Below are 15,556 nucleotides of genomic sequence, written 5' to 3' on the forward strand. Positions count from 1 at the left end.
TACCCGGTCATCGGCCACATCCGCTTCATGCTGGAATACGTGAGGCCTGAGGTGCGCCAGTATTTCATCGAGAGCGACAGCGAGGCCGCGCCGTTCTCGCGCGCCCAGCGTTCGCTGGTGTACCAGCGCGCCAAGGGCGACCCGGACAACCGCCCCTTTGGCACGCACCTGGATGTTGGCGCGCAGGGCTATGAATGGGTGAACCATTCGATGGCGCCCACGCAGCTGCCGTCGCACGACTTTCGGGTGTGGATTGGCGGCAATCCCGATGCGCCGTCGCAGTCTGTAGCGCCTTGCACCCAGCCCTACCACGCCAGCGTGTTCAACATCTCGGCCATGAGCTTTGGGGCGCTGTCGGCCAATGCCATCCTGGCGCTGAACAAGGGCGCAAAAAAAGGCGGCTTTGCGCACGACACGGGCGAGGGCAGCATCAGCCAGCACCACAGGGTGCATGGCGGCGACTTGATCTGGGAGATCGGCTCGGGCTACTTTGGCTGCCGCAATGCCGACGGCACGTTCAGCGAAGAGCGTTTTACCGCCAACGCCACCGACCCGCAGGTCAAGATGATTGAGCTCAAGCTCAGCCAGGGCGCCAAGCCAGGCCACGGCGGCGTGCTGCCGGGCGCCAAGGTGACGGCCGAGATCGCCGCTGCGCGCGGGGTGAAAGAGGGCGAAGCCTGCATCTCGCCCGCCAGCCACAGTGCCTTCAGTAACCCGGTGGAGATGATGCAGTTCATCGCCAGGCTGCGCACCCTGTCGGGCGGCAAGCCCACCGGCTTCAAGTTCTGCCTGGGCCACCCGTGGGAGTGGTTTGCCATCGTCAAGGCCATGCTGGTCACGGGCATCACGCCCGATTTCATCGTGGTCGATGGCGCGGAGGGTGGCACGGGCGCAGCGCCTGTCGAATTTACCGACCACGTAGGCGCACCGCTGCAAGAGGGCCTGCTGCTGGTGCACAACACCCTGGTGGGCGTAAACCTGCGCGACCGCGTGCGCATTGGCTGCGCGGGCAAGGTCATCAGCGCTTTCGACATTGCCCGCATGATGGCGCTGGGTGCCGACTGGTGCAACGCGGGGCGCGGCTTCATGATGGCGCTGGGCTGCATCCAGGCACAAAGCTGCCACACCGGCCACTGCCCCACAGGCGTGACCACGCAAGACCCGCTGCGCCAGCAAGCCCTGGTGGTGCCCGACAAGGCCACGCGCGTGGCGCAGTTCCACCGCAGCACGCTGCACGCGCTGCAAGAGCTGGTGCAGGCCGCCGGGTTGCGCCACCCCAAAGACATCACGGCCCACCACATCGTGCGCCGCATCAGCGACACCGAGGTGCGCCTCTTATCGAATCTCATCACCCGCATGCAGCCGGGCGCGCTGCTCGGCTCGCTGGACGCGCAGCACAACGTGTTCCGCCTGTACTGGCCCCTGGCCAGCGCCCACAGTTTTCAAGCCAGCGAGCCTGCGCTGGAGCCTTCGGTGCCGCACCATGTGGAGATGGCACACGCGGCTGCCGTCGGCACTGCGGCTGTGGTGGCCGAGTCGGTGGATGGGGCCGCATGACGATGGACATACCGGTACCCCGCCCCCCATCGCAAACCACGGACTACAGCACCTTCTTGCGGCAGAAACTGGCCACGCAACCGCACAGCGTGATGAGCCATTTGCTGGGCAACGAACAGATCTGGATCAAACGCGCGGGCGCGCCGCTGGGCACGGGCCGCTACCGCGCCATGGCCATCCTGGCAGGGCTGCTGCGGCTTGATGTGCTGCGCCCTGTGCCAAACCCCGGCGGCACGGTCGCGATTGCCACCGAGGTGCGGCGCCTTTCTGACTTGGCAGCACGCGGCATACGTGTGCCGGAAATTCTGGCCGTGCAGCCCGATGGTTTTGCCATGCGCCACCTGGGCCGTGTGGGCGAAGAGGCACATTCACTGGGCAACGCCATCGACCGGACCCTGCGCGCCAACGACCCCGGCGCCGTGCTGCTGCTGTGGCAGCAAGGGCTGGATGCGATGACGCATGTGCACCACCAGGGCACCTGCCTGAGCCAGGCCTTTGCACGCAACATGGTGCGCGACCCGAGCGGCGCCGTGGTCTGCATCGACTTTGAGGACGACCCCGCCGCCGCGCTGCCCCTGGCGGTGTGCCATGTACGCGATGCGCTGTGTTACGCGCATTCCACGGCGATTTACCTGCATGCCAGCGGCACGTTGGCCGAGGGGCGCGAGCGCTGGGCTGCGTGGGTGGCGCAAGGCAGTGCGGAGATGCGAGAGGTGTTGGCGACCAGCGTTCGTCGGATGGGGTGGATGCGGCGCTTGCCCGCGAGTAGAAGGCTGGGGCGGGATTTGCAGCGGGTGCGGGCGGCTTATGACTTGCTGGCCTGAGGTTCGGTCAGCCAGTAGGTCGGGTAAGCCGCTGGCATAAACCGACAGGCCGTGCCCGAACAAAAGCCGTCGGGTTACTCTGGGCTAACCCGACCTGCGGGATTCATTGCTCATCCTCAGGCCTCAGCGGCGAGTATGTCCAAGGCCAGTTTTCCAGAAGCTCTTTGGCGTCATCATCAAACTCCTTTCTGTAGTGGTGCTGATGCGGAAACGAGATGGTTGCATCGCCATGAGCAAACCCAAGCTCATCCAACGCCGAACAGTACTTTGCGATAGGACCGTAGGCAAAAAGCTGGCTGTGCCTATCCCAAACCACCGTACCCCGATCAGCAGCGGAATGCGCCCAGATATCGAATCTCGCATCAGATGACAAGTACGAGCTGAACCGACACACGAATCCGAGAAACTCCTCTTGAGACAACGCAGGGCTTTGATAACGGCCAGACTCCCCCTCACCCCGTGGCGTATGCAGTACATACAACAGAAAGTACGGCGGCTCAAGGCTACTGACCAAGCCCACAAACGCTGCGGACTCCCCGTTTGGAATACCTGCCACGATCCGCTCGCCGTGTTCTAAAGGCACGACGCTGTACACCGCAGCATGTGAATGCGGCGCCCAGCCATCCGCGACCGCATAAGACAACTTGTACATATCGGACCTTCAATTACCGATTCAGAATCGCTACCGCAAACGCGGATCGCGCAGAGTGACAAGTTTGCTGTGCACCATTCAAGCCGTTGCAGAAGCAGCCGCCTCGTTCGCAAGCGCCAACTCCACCTCCGTCGCCACATCCGCCCCCAGGTTCACCAACCGCTTGCGCATACAAATCACCGCCTTGTCTTTGCTCAGCAGAATCGCCTGATGTGCCGCCGCCAGGTCGATGAACTTCTGGTCGTCCGCGTCCTTGCACACATAGGCCACCTTGGGGGCAATCTCCACCAGACGCACCTGCGCATCAAACGCGGCCAGCACCTGCGCTGCATCCACCCGGTAGTAGTTCATGCGCTCCACGATGTGCGGATAGGCCAGCACGCGCTCCAGCTCGTCGCGCATGACTTGCGTGGCGATCCAGGTCAGGCGCCCCTGGGCCAGCAGCGTGCGCAGGGGGGCGGTGCGCGGGTCGCTGAAGATCAGCAGGTCCAGCGCGACGTTGGTGTCCACCACCACCGGGCGTGCGGGCTCGCCCGCTGCGGCCTCAGCAGGTAGGCGCAATTCAACCCGCATTGCGTGGATCGTTAGCGTCTGGAGCAGCCTTGGGGGCGCGGTCGCGCACGGCGCCCTTGATCATGTCGAAGCGGAACATGCGGCATTCGATGGGGCCGTTCCACATGGGCACGCGGCGCGATTCCTTCAGGCGCATCTTGCCGGGCAGCTTGAGGTCGGGCGTGAGCATCCAGGCCGTCCAGCCGCTGTAGTTCTTCTTCCAGTGGGTGGCCAGCTGGCTAAAGAACTCGCCGCCGTCTTCGGTCTGCGCCTCTTCGCGGCCCACAGCCATGCCCTGGGCGCGGTCGGCGGCGCGTTCGCCGGCGTTGCGGCCTGCGCTACCTGCGGCAGCAATGCGCTCGCCATACGGCGGGTTGAGCAGCATCACGCCGGGCTGGTCGCAGGGTGGCATGCGCTGCAGGGCGTCGCCGCCGCGCAGCTGCACCGCGTCGGCTACGCCTGCGCGCTCGGCGTTGCGCTGGGCAAAGTCGACCATGCGGAAGGCCACATCACTGCCAAATATAGGCACAGCGCTTGTCTGTATTGCGCCTTCAGCTTCTGTTTTTATAGCACCCCAGACATGGGCCTGGAACGGCAGCAATTTTTCGAACGCAAAGCGGCGCAGCATGCCTGCCGGAATGCGGCAGGCGATCTGCGCAGCCTCGATGGCGATGGTGCCGCTGCCGCAGCAGGGGTCGTACAACGGCTGGGGGTTGTCGCCGTGCGGGTCCCAGCCGCTGGCGGCAATCATGGCGGCGGCCAAGGTTTCCTTCAGTGGCGCGTCGCCCTTGTCCTCGCGCCAGCCGCGCTTGAACAGCGGCTCGCCGGAGGTGTCGATGTAGATCGTGGCTTCGTCGGTGGTCAGGTGCAGGTGGATGCGCACATCGGGCCACTGGGTGTTCACATCGGGGCGCACGCCGCTTTTGGCGCGGAAGCGGTCGGCCACGGCGTCTTTGACCTTGAGGCCAGCGAAATTCAGGCTTTGCAACGGGCTGTGCTGGGCCGTCACTTCGACCTTGAAGGTCTGGCGCGTGGTGAACCAGATCTCCCAGGCCACGTCGCTGGCTGCTGCGTACAGGTCGTTTTCAGTGCGGTACGGGCGGTGCGCCAGCTGCACCAGCACGCGCTGGGCCAGGCGGCTGTGCAGGTTGAGCAGCAGCGCCTCGCGCCACGAAGCGCGCAGCAGTACGCCGCCGCGGCCCACCAGCAGGTCTTGCCCCGTGAGGCCGGTGATGCCATGCACCTCGTCGGCCAGAAAGCCCTCGACACCGGCGGCGCAGGGGAGAAAAAGTTGAAGTTGATTCATGACGTTGGTGAGGATACGCGCTCGGAAAGTGCGTGTGAATCCGGCGTTCCCGCACGGGCCAGCAGCAGTTGGCGGATGGATTCAGGAATCGGAGCCACCTTGCGGTCGGCCTTGCCGATAAAAACAATGCCGATCTTGCCGCGCGCCACCTCGCGGCCCTCGGCCTTCTCGGTCATGCGAAAGACCAGGTCAAAGCCATAGCGGTTGAAATCGGCAGACGCCATCTCCACCCGCATGGTCTCGCCATGAAACCCTTCAGACTTGTACTGCGCCACGATGTCGCCGACCACGATGGACAGGCCGCCCACATCGGCCTCGGGGTAGCCCAGCGATTGGAAGAACCGCACCCGCGCCTCGGACACCAGGCTGAGCAGCTGCGCGTTGTCCAGGTGCCCGCCCTGGTTCACGTGGCTGATGTAGATCTGCAGCTCGGTGGCAAAGCCGAAGTACGGGGGGAGGTCGAAGACGATGCGGGCCATGGAAGGGGAATCGAGAAGCAAAAAACAAGCGGAGCAGGAAACGGGTGCGAGCCCGCCACTTCCAAGCGACCGCCCGTGGGTGGTTGGGTGAGCACGATGGCGGTATGCAATCACCCCGGAAGGAGGGCCGCGCAACTCGTAGGGTGGCAGCTGATCGACGGGCCAGCAGCCCGAACCTCGTATGCTCCGGGGCTGGCAGTTTACCCGGAGCCCCCCCATGACCCCTGTGCGTTGGAGCCTGGCGCTCTTCTTTGTTGCGGCGAACTTTGGCTTGAACACTACTGCTAGCGCACAGGCGCTCTACAAATCCGTGGATGCCAACGGAAAGGTCGTCTACAGCGACAAACCGCCGACAGCGGGCGCGACAGAAAAGACACTGAAGCTGGACAACCTGCCCGTTAGCGTGGTGCCCGGCGCTACTGTTGCGCCATCTCCGGGGCGCGACCCCTCTTCTCAATCCGCCGCCGCTGCACCGCGGCCTGGAGATGTGGTGCTCTACATGGCCACTTGGTGCGGGTACTGCAAAGCGGCCAAGGCGTACCTGGGCAACAAAGGCATTCCTTACCGCGAGCTGGACATCGACACCCCGGCAGGCAAAGCTGCGTTCGCACAACTGGGAGCAAAAGGGGTGCCTGTGCTGCTGACCAATGGCAAGCGTGTATCGGGCTTTTCACCCCAATCCTACGACGCGGTGTTTGTAGCCCGCAAATAGGCGGGTCAGCGTCGCGCCGCCTAGAGCGCCTTGCGCAGATTGGCAGGCGCAATCTTGAGCGCCTCGCGGTACTTGGCCACCGTGCGGCGCGCGCATTCGATGCCCTGCTCCTTGAGCATTTCGGCGATCTGGCTGTCCGACAGCGGCTTGGCGGGGCTCTCGGCGGCCACGAATTGCTTGATCAGCGCGCGCACGGCGGTGCTGGATGCGTTGCCACCGGTTTCCGTCCCCAGGCCAGAGCCAAAGAAGTACTTCAGCTCGTAGGTGCCAATCGGCGTGGACATGTACTTGGCGGTGGTCACGCGGCTGATGGTGGACTCGTGCAGGCCCAGTTCGTCGGCAATGTCGCGCAGCACCAGCGGGCGCATGGCCAACTCGCCGTGGGTGAAGAAGCTTTTTTGCCGCTCCACGATGGCGCGCGACACACGCAGGATGGTGTCAAAGCGCTGCTGGATGTTCTTGATGAACCAGCGGGCCTCCTGCAGGCGCTGCTGCATGCCCTGGTGGCCCTCGCCGCCCTTGTGGCCGCGCAGGGCGCCGGCGTAGATGTCGTGCACGCGCAGGCGGGGCATCACGTCGGGGTTGAGCGCGACGATGAAGTTGTGCTGGCCATCGCGGCCGTTGGCGCGCCCGGCTTTGCGCACGATGACGTCGGGCACGATGATGTTGCGCTCGACATCGGCAAAGCGGCGGCCGGGGCGCGGCTCCAGGCGGGCAATGAGGGCCATGGCGGCACGGGTGCGCTCCTCGCCGTCACCGCAGAGTTGCGTCAGGCGGCGGATATCGCGGCGCGCCAGCATCTCCAGCGGCTGCTGGCAGATGCGCAGTGCGGTCTGCACCGCATCGGGGTCGATGTCGCTGTCTTCGTCGGCGGCCAGGGCCTTGAGCTGCAGGGTCAGGCACTCGGCCAGGCCGCATGCGCCCACGCCGACAGGCTCCAGGCTTTGCAACAGGCGCTGGGCCACGGTGAAGCGGTGCACCAGCTCTTCGATTTGCTCCAGGTCGTCCGGCCCGGCCAGGCTGATGGCCAGCTCTTCGAGCGGTTCTTCCAGATAGCCGTCGTCGGTCAGCGATTCGATGAGGAAGCGCAGCGCAGCGCGGTCGATCTCCGACAGGCGCAGCGCCAGCGCCTGGCGGTGCAAGAAGGCGGTCAGCGATTCGTGCGTGCGGGCCAGCTCGGTGGCGTCGGCCTCGTCGCCTTCGGAGTCATTGCGGTTGCGGGCGGGCGCGTCGCCACCCCACTCGGCATCGTTGGGCGCCATCTCTACCGTGCCGTCGCCGCTCCAGTCGGGCTCATCCGCGCCAGCGCTGGGCGTTTCTGCATCATTTTGGCCTTCAGCGCTTGTGCTGCTTACGCTGGTAGCTCCTGAATAAATAGCATCATCCGAACTGTACTCGTCGGGCTGCGCGGGCGTGTCGGCAGCTTCCAGGCCAAACTCTTCGCGCGGAGCTTCGTCGGCGTTGCGTTCTAGAAACGGGTTCTCGTCGAGCATCTGCTCGACTTCCTGCGAGAGTTCGAGCGTGGACAACTGCAGCAGCCGAATGGACTGCTGCAGCTGGGGGGTCAGTGCAAGATGCTGCGAGACGCGCAGCGACAGACCGGGCTTCATCACATTTTGAAGTGTTCGCCCAGATACACGCGTCGCACCTCGGCGTTGTCGACGATCTCGGACGGCGTGCCCTGCGCGAGCACGCGGCCATCGCTGATGATGAAGGCGTGGTCGCAGATGCCCAGGGTTTCGCGCACGTTGTGGTCGGTGATGAGCACACCGATGCCGCGCGCCTTGAGGAAGCCGATGATGCGCTGGATCTCGATCACGGCAATGGGATCAATGCCGGCAAAGGGCTCGTCCAGCAGGATGAAGCGCGGCTGTGTGGCCAGGGCCCGGGCGATCTCGACGCGGCGGCGCTCGCCACCGGACAGGGCCATGGCAGGTGATTGGCGCAGGTGGTCCACCCGCAGCTCCTGCAGCAGGGCTGTGAGGCGCTCTTCGATGGCGGCGCGGCTCAGAGGCTGGCCGTCATCGCCGCGCTGCAGCTCCAGCACGGCGCGCACGTTTTCTTCGACGTTCAGCTTGCGAAAGATGGAGGCTTCTTGCGGCAGGTACGACAGCCCCAGGCGCGAACGGCGGTGGATGGGCATGTGGGCCACTGAATGGCCGTCGATGCGGATGTCGCCCTCGTCGCTGCGTACCAGGCCCACGATCATGTAGAAGGAGGTGGTCTTGCCCGCACCGTTGGGGCCCAGCAGCCCCACGACCTCACCTTTTTGCACGACCAGCGACACGTCTTTGACAACCTTGCGGCTGCCGTAGGACTTGGCCAGATGCTGGACTTCAAGCCGACTGCCTGACTGGGAATCTGAGCCCACCCGGCTGCCCGCCTGGACGTCAGGACTCGCGCTCACGGGCGGGGCGCTCACTTGGCGCCGCCGCCAAGGCTGTTGCTGGGGCGCAGCACCGGGGCCGGCGCAGGCGCTGCCGGAGCGGGGGCGCCCGGTCCGGAAGCAGGAGGTTCTTTGGGCGACAGCACGGCGCGCACGCGTCCGCCCGGCGCGGGCGCATCACCCGCCGCGTTGGTAGATGGCCGCCGCTGGCCGTCTACCGAGAACACGTCGGTCAGGTTGTTGTAGACGATCACAGCGCCCGTGATTTCGTCGTTAAGTACAGAGCCGCGGTAGCGGCGCAACTCGGCGCGGGTAATGAACCGCACGTTGTCAGCCTTGCCGTCGTATTCAATGGTTTCGCTTTCACCCTCGATGAACTCATCGGGTGCGCCGGGCAGGGTGTCACGCTTTTGGCGGAAGAAGGCGCGTTTGCCGGGCTCGGCCGTAACAACGCCGTACTGGTAGCCGTCGGCATCCTGACGCACATCCAGCCGCGCACCGCGCAGCACGATGGAGCCCTTGGTCATGACCACCCGGCCGGTAAACACGCTGGTCTGCTTGAGCTCATCGTGGCGCAGTGCGTCGGCCTCGATGTTCATGGGCTTGGCGCGGTCGGCCTTTTCGGCATGGGCCACACCCAAGGTGCAGGCCATGGCGGTAAGCAGGAGGATCGGGAGTAGGCGATGGTTCATAGGGCACGAATCTTGCAGTCATTGTAGCCACGCATTCGCGCTCACCATGAAAAAAGCCCGCACACGCGGGCTTTGGCAGGCGCCCCGAGGGGCCATTAATAAGAATACACAGCGTATCGTCAGCCTTTGCGGGCCGTGGCAACGAGGTGGTCCACCACTTGCAGCACCGTCTGCATGCTGCCTGCCATGGTGCCGTCGGTGTAGTACTTGCCAGCCACGCCCATAGATGGCACACCTTCCACGCCATACGCATCTTGCAATTGCGATGCACGGCGCACCTGGTTGGACACGGAGAACGAGCCGTACACCTCTTTGAACTTGGCCACGTCCACGCCCTGCTTTGTCACCCATGCCAGGATTTCGTCGTCCTTGGTGAGCTTTTGCTTTTCGACATGGATGGCCCGGAACACCTTGGTGTGCAGCTCTTCCAGCTTGCCCATGCCTTCGAGGGTGTAGTACAGCTTTTGCTGGGGCACGAAGCTGGCATTGAAGGCCACTGGCATGCGGCGCACGCTCAGGTCCTTGGGCGCCGCCTTGGCCCAGGCATCCAGCACCGGCTCGAACGCGTTGCAATGGGGGCAGCTGTACCAGAAGAACTCGATCACATCGACCTTGCCAGCCGGAGCGTCGGGCGTCACGGGCTTGTCCAGTCGCTTGAAGTCCTTGCCCTCCTTGAACTGGCGGGCCTGGGCCATGGCGGTGTTGGCCACTGGCAAGGTCAGGGCAGATGCGGCAACCACCGAGGCGGTGGACAAAGAAAACTGACGGCGTTTCATGACAAAGACTCTCCTGTTACAGGTCTGGGGGATGTGAGCCATGCCCCCGTAAAAAGTTCAGCCCCACGGGGCCTGATGCTTCAGCGCTGAACGCGCACCAGCGCCGCGTCCACCCCGGCGCCGTCGAGCTTTTCCTTGATCCGCTCGGCGTCGTCACGCTTGGTGAACGGGCCCACACGCACACGGAACACTGCCCGGCCGTTTTGCTCGCGCTCGCTCACGCGGGCCTCCCAGCCCAGCATGGCCAGCTTGGCGCGCTGCGCATCGGCGTCTGGCTGGGTTCTGAAGGCGCCAGCCTGCACAAAATAGTCGAACGGGTCCACGTTGCCGGTGGCGGCGGCCTTGGCCACGGCCAGATCGCCCAGTGGGTCAGCGCCTGGCTTGGTCTCGACCTTGGCCTCTGGCTTGCTCGCGGCGGGCTTGGGCGCAGAAGCCGCAGCACGCACTTCAGGAGCCGGAGCAGGTGCAGGTGCGGGGGTGGCTGCAGACGCTGGAGCCGCCACCACGGGCACCGGTGGGCGCGCCGGGTTGCGGCCATACAGCGGCGAATTGGGGTCCCAGTTCTTGTTCTTTTGCGACTCGGCGGCGTCCATATCGGCACCGCGGCCGCCCCCTTTGTTAAGGAAGGGCACCGGCACCTTGGTGACGTAAACCGCCACCGCCAACGCGGCACCCAGGCCCACAATGACCCCAACGATAAAACCGATGATGGTCCCGCCCGTCTGTTGTTTCTTCATAGTTTGTGACTGCTTACATTCTGGCCGGAGCCGACACGCCCAGCACGGCCAGGCCATTGTGTAATACCTGCGCGGTGGCAGCGACGAGCGCCAGGCGTGCCTTCTTCACCACCTCGTCATCCACCAGGATGCGCTCGGCATCGTAGTAGCTGTGGTAGCTGGCGGCCAGGTCGCGCAGGTAAAAGGTCACGTCGTGCGGCGCCTCGCCATCGGCAGCAGCCGTGAGCATCTCGGGGTACTTGGCCAGTTGCAGCATCAGCGCCTGGGCCTGCGGCCCTTCCAGCGCCGACAGATCAACGTCGTGCAGCGACGCCACGTTGCCACCGCCAGCCTCTTGCCACGCGCGCAGCACCGACTGGATGCGGGCATGCGCGTACTGCACGTAGTACACGGGGTTGTCGTTGTTCTGGGCCACGGCCAAGTCCACGTCGAAGGTGTATTCGGTATCAGGCTTGCGGGAGAGCAAGAAGAATCGCACCGCGTCCTTGCTGGTCCACTCGATCAGGTCGCGCAACGTGACGTAGCTGCCCGCGCGCTTGCTGATCTTGACCTCTTCGCCACCCTTGACCACGCGCACCATGGTGTGCAGCACGTAGTCGGGGTACCCCTGCGGAATGCCCACATCGGCCGCCTGCAGCCCGGCGCGCACGCGGGCGATGGTGCCGTGGTGGTCGGTGCCCTGGATGTTGACGACCTTGGTGAAGCCGCGCTCCCACTTGGCGATGTGGTACGCCACGTCAGGCACGAAGTAGGTAAAGGTGCCGTCCTGCTTGCGCATGACGCGGTCCTTGTCGTCGCCGTAGTCGGTGCTCTTGAGCCACAGCGCGCCGTCTTGCTCGTAGGTCTTGCCGTTGGCTACCAGTTTGTTGACTGTGGCCTCAACGCGGCCGCTGGTGTACAGGCTCGATTCAAGGTAGTACTCGTCGAACTTCAGGTTGAAGGCCTGCAGGTCCTTGTCCTGCTCGTTGCGCAGGTACGCCACGGCAAAGCCGCAGATGTTGTCGTAGTCCTCTACATCACCATTGGCCGTGAACTCGCGGTCGTCGGCCTTGATAGTGGCTTTGGTCTTGAACGCTTCGGCAATGTCGGCGATGTAGTCGCCGTTGTAGAAGTTCTTGGCCAGCGGGTTGTCGCTGTCGGTGGGCCAGCACTCGTCGCCGGGCTTGAATCCCTTGGCGCGCAGTTGCGTGCTCTTGGTCAGTGTGTCGATCTGTACACCGGCATCGTTGTAATAAAACTCGCGGTGCACCTTCCAGCCCTGGGTGCTGAACAGGTTGCAGATGGCATCGCCCAACGCAGCCTGGCGGCCGTGGCCCACATGCAACGGGCCGGTGGGGTTGGCCGAGACAAATTCAACCAGCACTTGCTGGCCGTTATTCGCCTGGTAGCCAAAATGCGCGCCCGCTGCCAGCACTTCGCGCACCACTTCCTGCTTGGCGGCGGGCTTCAAGCGGATGTTCAGAAAGCCCGGTCCGGCGATTTCGATGGCATCCACCCAGCGGGTGAAGGCGGGCGTGGCTTCCAGTGCGGCCTTGAGCTGTTCGCCCAACGCGCGCGGATTCAGCTTGAGCGGCTTGGCCAGCTGCATGGCAGCGGTGCAGGCGAAATCGCCATGGGCGGCCACCTTGGGGGATTCAAACGCTGCCTTGGCGCCAGCGCCGGGGGACAGAACTTCCAGCTCGCCTGCAAGCGCGGCGAGCAATTCATTTTTGGCTGTGAGCATCGCCGGATTTTACGGGGGCGTCAGACCAAGCGGCCGGAGGCCTGTTTGCGTGTCGTCCGCGTTGTCGCCGCAAACGTTCTATGGTGCAATGCCGCCGGGAGCCCCCATAACGCATTCACACCAGGAGATTCCATGAAAAAGCTTCTTTCCCTGACCACTCTGGGCCTGGCCCTGGCGCTGGGTTTGTCTGCCCAGGCCGCCGAAGACAAGGCGCCGACCAAGCAGCAATCCAAAATGGCCACCTGCAACAAAGACGCTGACGGGATGAAAGGCGACGAACGCAAAGCCTTCATGAAAACCTGCCTGAGCAACAAGCCAGAAACCCAACAAAACAAGATGAAGGCCTGCAACGCAGACGAGAAAGCCAAAACGCTCAAGGGCGATGAGCGCAAGGCCTTCATGAGCGAGTGCCTGAAGAAATAAGCCAAAAGAACTTGGCCCGGCGCCGCACCGCACTGGGCCCCGGCAAAAAAGCCCGCCAGTCGTTGGACTGGCGGGCTTTTTTGTTCGCCGTGCTGGTGGGCCGATCAGGAAAAAAGACCTACCAGCCTCGCGCCCAGAACACCGCAATGACCGCCACCACCGGCAGCATGTGCGACTGGACCATCACCGCGCGACGCACTTTTTTCACTTCGCCCGCATCTGGCAACGCGCCCGTATCGCGCAGGTTGCGGCGCCAGCGGCGGAACATGATGGACGGCCAGATGGACAGGATGGCCATGACCACCACGATGGTGATCTTGATGTGGAACATGGGCTGCGACAGATACCAAGACACCCCCTTGATGCCCCAGATGAGACGCGCAAGGCCGCTGCCGATCATCAGCATGGCTGCCACGCCGTAAATCACATCCAGCCGCGCCAGGCGTTCGACCACGGCGGCGTTCATCCATTCGATGCGGCACAGCGCCGCCTGGCTCGACAAAAAGACCACAAAGGTCAAGATGGCCACCAGGTGCAAGGCGGCGAGGACGGCTTCGAGGGTCATGGGGTTCCTTGTAACGCCCGGCGTCTTGGCGTGTGTCGCTGACGGTTCATGCGGCCTTCCAGAATCCGGGTTGGCTGTAATTGTGCTTGAGGAAATCAATCCACAGCCGCACACGCAGGGGCATGTGCTTGCGCTGCGGAAACACCACGTAAATTCCATTCGGAGGCGCAGCAAACCCGCCGAGCACCTCTACCAAGCGCCCTGCACCGATTTCGGCTTCGACTTCCCACGTGCTCCGCCAGGCGATGCCGTAGCCCGCCAGGCACCAGTCGTGCAACACCTGACCATCCGAGCAGTCGAGCGGACCGCCGGGTTTGAGGTGCGTCACCTCCATGGAGCCATCGGCCTGCGGTACGCGAAACGCCCAGCCGCGGGTCTGCGATGCATCGCTGGACAGCGTGAGGCAGTCGTGTTGCAGCAGTTCCGTCGGCGCGCGCGGGGTGCCGTGCCGGGCCAAGTACTCGGGCGTGGCTACGCACAGGCGGCGGTTGTCGGCAATGCGCACGCTGACCAGCGACGAGTCGGGCAGGTCGCCCACGCGCACGGCGCAGTCAAAACCCTCGCCCGCCAGGTCCACCACGCGGTCGCTGAGGTTGAGCGAGATGGTCACGTCCGGATGCTCGGCCCGAAAGCGCGGCACCAGCGGGGCGACATGGCGGCGGCCAAAACCTGCGGGCGCGGTGATGCGCAGATGGCCGGTAGCCTTCACGCCGCCTTCGGACACGCTGGCCTCGGCATTGGCCACGTCGGACAGCAGGCGCTGGCAGTCTTCCAAAAACGCGCTGCCTTCGTGTGTGAGGCTGATGCGGCGCGTGGTGCGTACCAGCAGCTTCACGCCCAAGTGCTCTTCGAGCGCATCGAGCCGCCGCCCCATGATGGCAGGCGCCACGCCCTCGGCTTTGGCCGCTGCCGTGAGGCTGCCGCGCGTAGCCACCGACACAAACGATTCAAAGGCCTTGAGCTTGTCCATGGACGAAAATTTGAATGAAATTGGCCTCTAGCGCTTATTCAGCAAGCGCTAGCAGCTATCAAATAGTGAGTATTTTCTGCAAAGGTGAAGTATCAACCACCCTCAGCTTTGCGTAAAAGTCATTAGTTTATGGATTTTCAACCTCTTTATATCGCCAAACAATTGCAATACAGTCGTTCCATGGCCTGCTACTGCGGGCAAATGGTTTCTTCTCTTTTTCATTTCTTCTCCAGCAAGGCGCCTCCATGACCGATCGCACCACCGTCCACGGCCTGCAAGTGGCCCCTTCCCTCTTCCGCTTTGTTGAAGACATGGTGCTGCCCGGCACCGGCGTTGACAGCGCCGCGTTCTGGAAGGGCTTTGACGCCATCGTGTCCGACCTGGCCCCGCGCAACATCGCCCTGCTGGCCGAACGCGACCGACTGCAGACCGAGCTCGATACCTGGCACAAGGCCAACCCCGGGCCGGTTACCGACATGGTGGCCTACCGCAGCTTCCTGGAAAAGATCGGCTACCTGGTGCCCCAGCCCACCGATGTGAAGGCCACGACCGCCAATGTTGACGACGAGCTGGCGACGCAAGCCGGCCCGCAGCTGGTGGTGCCCATCCTGAACGCCCGCTACGCACTGAATGCCGCCAACGCACGCTGGGGCAGCCTGTATGACGCGCTGTATGGCACGGACGCCATCAGCGAAGAAGGCGGCGCTGAAAAGGGCAAGGGCTACAACCCCCTGCGCGGCGCCAAGGTGATTGCGTTTGCACGCCAGGTGCTGGATGACACAGCGCCATTGGCTGCTGGTTCGCACAAGGACTCGACGGGCTACAAGGTGGAAGGCGGCCAGCTGGTCGTGTCGCTTGCCAATCGCAGCACGACAGGCCTCAAGGACGCCTCGCAGTTCAAGGGCTACCAGGGCAACGCTGCGGCACCCTCGTCGGTGCTACTGCAGCACAACGGCCTGCACCTGGATATCCAGATCGACCGGTCTACCCCCATCGGCCAGAGCGACGCTGCGGGCGTGAGCGACCTGGTGCTGGAAGCGGCCCTCTCCACCATCCTGGACCTGGAAGACTCCGTGGCCGCCGTGGACGCCGAAGACAAGGTGCTGGGCTACAGCAACTGGCTGGGCATCATCCAGGCCACGCTGACCGAGCAGGTCGCCAAGGGCGGCAAGACCTTCACGCGCGGACTGAACCCTGACCGT

16 protein-coding genes and 1 pseudogene are annotated in these 15,556 nt (G+C 64.1%); 5 read left to right on the plus strand and 12 right to left on the minus strand.

The window, feature by feature from the left end; translation table 11 throughout:
* Together ACK4OE_RS22195 and ACK4OE_RS22200 are read left to right on the plus strand one after the other, a co-directional pair.
* Positions 1 to 1,557, plus strand: a 1,557-nt coding sequence (locus ACK4OE_RS22195) for an FMN-binding glutamate synthase family protein (RefSeq protein WP_409888171.1), incomplete at its 5' end; no start/stop codon positions are given.
* Positions 1,554 to 2,381, plus strand: coding sequence for a hypothetical protein (locus tag ACK4OE_RS22200; protein WP_409888173.1), 828 nt, complete (start codon positions 1,554 to 1,556; stop codon positions 2,379 to 2,381). The genes ACK4OE_RS22195 and ACK4OE_RS22200, both read left to right, overlap by 4 nt.
* 103 nt (positions 2,382 to 2,484) lie before the next feature.
* Here the strand turns inward: ACK4OE_RS22200 and ACK4OE_RS22205 are convergent, their stop codons facing one another.
* The 4 genes from ACK4OE_RS22205 to ACK4OE_RS22220 all read right to left on the minus strand — a co-directional run bounded on the left by ACK4OE_RS22205 (position 2,485) and on the right by ACK4OE_RS22220 (position 5,370).
* On the minus strand, positions 2,485 to 3,033 hold the full coding sequence (locus tag ACK4OE_RS22205) for a hypothetical protein (RefSeq protein ID WP_409888175.1): 549 nt from the start codon (positions 3,031 to 3,033) through the stop codon (positions 2,485 to 2,487).
* A gap of 78 nt (positions 3,034 to 3,111) precedes the next feature.
* A complete protein-coding gene (locus ACK4OE_RS22210) occupies positions 3,112 to 3,606 on the minus strand; it encodes a putative toxin-antitoxin system toxin component, PIN family (RefSeq protein ID WP_409888177.1) in 495 nt (164 codons plus the stop codon).
* Positions 3,596 to 4,891, minus strand: coding sequence for a class I SAM-dependent RNA methyltransferase (locus ACK4OE_RS22215; protein ID WP_409888179.1), 1,296 nt, complete (start codon positions 4,889 to 4,891; stop codon positions 3,596 to 3,598). Before ACK4OE_RS22215 ends, ACK4OE_RS22210 begins: the two co-directional genes overlap by 11 nt.
* A complete protein-coding gene (locus ACK4OE_RS22220) occupies positions 4,888 to 5,370 on the minus strand; it encodes an acyl-CoA thioesterase (protein WP_409888181.1) in 483 nt (160 codons plus the stop codon). The genes ACK4OE_RS22215 and ACK4OE_RS22220 overlap by 4 nt, the downstream gene beginning before the upstream one ends.
* A 217-nt stretch (positions 5,371 to 5,587) precedes the next feature.
* On the opposite strand from ACK4OE_RS22220, the gene ACK4OE_RS22225 reads away from it, so the two are divergent.
* Complete coding sequence (locus ACK4OE_RS22225) at positions 5,588 to 6,082, plus strand: glutaredoxin domain-containing protein (RefSeq protein ID WP_409888183.1); 495 nt, start codon at positions 5,588 to 5,590, stop codon at positions 6,080 to 6,082.
* Positions 6,083 to 6,102: 20 nt separating this feature from the next.
* On the opposite strand, the gene ACK4OE_RS22230 is transcribed toward ACK4OE_RS22225, so the two are convergent.
* From ACK4OE_RS22230 to argS, 6 genes are all read right to left on the minus strand, one after another.
* On the minus strand, positions 6,103 to 7,692 hold the full coding sequence (locus ACK4OE_RS22230) for an RNA polymerase factor sigma-54 (RefSeq protein ID WP_409888185.1): 1,590 nt from the start codon (positions 7,690 to 7,692) through the stop codon (positions 6,103 to 6,105).
* Entirely contained in the window at positions 7,692 to 8,489 is a 798-nt protein-coding gene (gene lptB / locus ACK4OE_RS22235; protein ID WP_409888186.1) for an LPS export ABC transporter ATP-binding protein, read from the minus strand. Before lptB ends, ACK4OE_RS22230 begins: the two co-directional genes overlap by 1 nt.
* 11 nt (positions 8,490 to 8,500) lie before the next feature.
* On the minus strand, positions 8,501 to 9,160 hold the full coding sequence (lptA, locus tag ACK4OE_RS22240; RefSeq protein WP_409888188.1) for a lipopolysaccharide transport periplasmic protein LptA: 660 nt from the start codon (positions 9,158 to 9,160) through the stop codon (positions 8,501 to 8,503).
* Positions 9,161 to 9,279: 119 nt separating this feature from the next.
* A complete protein-coding gene (locus ACK4OE_RS22245; protein ID WP_409888190.1) occupies positions 9,280 to 9,936 on the minus strand; it encodes a thiol:disulfide interchange protein DsbA/DsbL in 657 nt (218 codons plus the stop codon).
* 80 nt (positions 9,937 to 10,016) lie between these two features.
* Positions 10,017 to 10,673, minus strand: coding sequence for an SPOR domain-containing protein (locus ACK4OE_RS22250; RefSeq protein ID WP_409888192.1), 657 nt, complete (start codon positions 10,671 to 10,673; stop codon positions 10,017 to 10,019).
* Between the two features lie 13 nt (positions 10,674 to 10,686).
* Positions 10,687 to 12,396: an arginine--tRNA ligase gene (gene argS, locus ACK4OE_RS22255; RefSeq protein ID WP_409888194.1), complete on the minus strand. Its 1,710-nt coding sequence runs from the start codon at positions 12,394 to 12,396 to the stop codon at positions 10,687 to 10,689.
* 132 nt (positions 12,397 to 12,528) lie between these two features.
* Here argS and ACK4OE_RS22260 point away from each other — a divergent pair, with 132 nt between their 5' ends.
* A complete protein-coding gene (locus ACK4OE_RS22260) occupies positions 12,529 to 12,819 on the plus strand; it encodes a PsiF family protein (protein WP_409888196.1) in 291 nt (96 codons plus the stop codon).
* 118 nt (positions 12,820 to 12,937) lie between these two features.
* Here the strand turns inward: ACK4OE_RS22260 and ACK4OE_RS22265 are convergent, their stop codons facing one another.
* Entirely contained in the window at positions 12,938 to 13,384 is a 447-nt protein-coding gene (locus tag ACK4OE_RS22265; protein ID WP_409888198.1) for a DUF2214 family protein, read from the minus strand.
* Positions 13,385 to 13,430: 46 nt separating this feature from the next.
* On the minus strand, positions 13,431 to 14,354 hold the full coding sequence (locus tag ACK4OE_RS22270; RefSeq protein WP_409888200.1) for a LysR family transcriptional regulator: 924 nt from the start codon (positions 14,352 to 14,354) through the stop codon (positions 13,431 to 13,433).
* 245 nt (positions 14,355 to 14,599) lie between these two features.
* On the opposite strand from ACK4OE_RS22270, the pseudogene ACK4OE_RS22275 reads away from it, so the two are divergent.
* A pseudogene (locus ACK4OE_RS22275) lies at positions 14,600 to 15,556 on the plus strand (malate synthase G); the annotation flags it as partial.

The organism is Acidovorax sp. (assembly GCF_046314175.1).
GTDB lineage: Bacteria > Pseudomonadota > Gammaproteobacteria > Burkholderiales > Burkholderiaceae_C > Acidovorax.

Excerpts from the sequence above, each read along its gene's own strand:
- ACK4OE_RS22200 (WP_409888173.1), top strand. The coding sequence starts at position 1,554 with ATGACGATGGACATACCGGTACCCCGCCCCCCATCGCAAACCACGGAC.
- ACK4OE_RS22205 (WP_409888175.1), bottom strand. The coding sequence starts at position 3,033 with ATGTACAAGTTGTCTTATGCGGTCGCGGATGGCTGGGCGCCGCATTCA.
- ACK4OE_RS22210 (WP_409888177.1), bottom strand. The coding sequence starts at position 3,606 with ATGCGGGTTGAATTGCGCCTACCTGCTGAGGCCGCAGCGGGCGAGCCC.
- ACK4OE_RS22215 (WP_409888179.1), bottom strand. The coding sequence starts at position 4,891 with ATGAATCAACTTCAACTTTTTCTCCCCTGCGCCGCCGGTGTCGAGGGC.
- ACK4OE_RS22220 (WP_409888181.1), bottom strand. The coding sequence starts at position 5,370 with ATGGCCCGCATCGTCTTCGACCTCCCCCCGTACTTCGGCTTTGCCACC.
- ACK4OE_RS22225 (WP_409888183.1), top strand. The coding sequence starts at position 5,588 with ATGACCCCTGTGCGTTGGAGCCTGGCGCTCTTCTTTGTTGCGGCGAAC.
- ACK4OE_RS22230 (WP_409888185.1), bottom strand. The coding sequence starts at position 7,692 with ATGAAGCCCGGTCTGTCGCTGCGCGTCTCGCAGCATCTTGCACTGACC.
- lptA (WP_409888188.1), bottom strand. The coding sequence starts at position 9,160 with ATGAACCATCGCCTACTCCCGATCCTCCTGCTTACCGCCATGGCCTGC.
- ACK4OE_RS22245 (WP_409888190.1), bottom strand. The coding sequence starts at position 9,936 with ATGAAACGCCGTCAGTTTTCTTTGTCCACCGCCTCGGTGGTTGCCGCA.
- ACK4OE_RS22250 (WP_409888192.1), bottom strand. The coding sequence starts at position 10,673 with ATGAAGAAACAACAGACGGGCGGGACCATCATCGGTTTTATCGTTGGG.
- argS (WP_409888194.1), bottom strand. The coding sequence starts at position 12,396 with ATGCTCACAGCCAAAAATGAATTGCTCGCCGCGCTTGCAGGCGAGCTG.
- ACK4OE_RS22260 (WP_409888196.1), top strand. The coding sequence starts at position 12,529 with ATGAAAAAGCTTCTTTCCCTGACCACTCTGGGCCTGGCCCTGGCGCTG.
- ACK4OE_RS22265 (WP_409888198.1), bottom strand. The coding sequence starts at position 13,384 with ATGACCCTCGAAGCCGTCCTCGCCGCCTTGCACCTGGTGGCCATCTTG.
- ACK4OE_RS22270 (WP_409888200.1), bottom strand. The coding sequence starts at position 14,354 with ATGGACAAGCTCAAGGCCTTTGAATCGTTTGTGTCGGTGGCTACGCGC.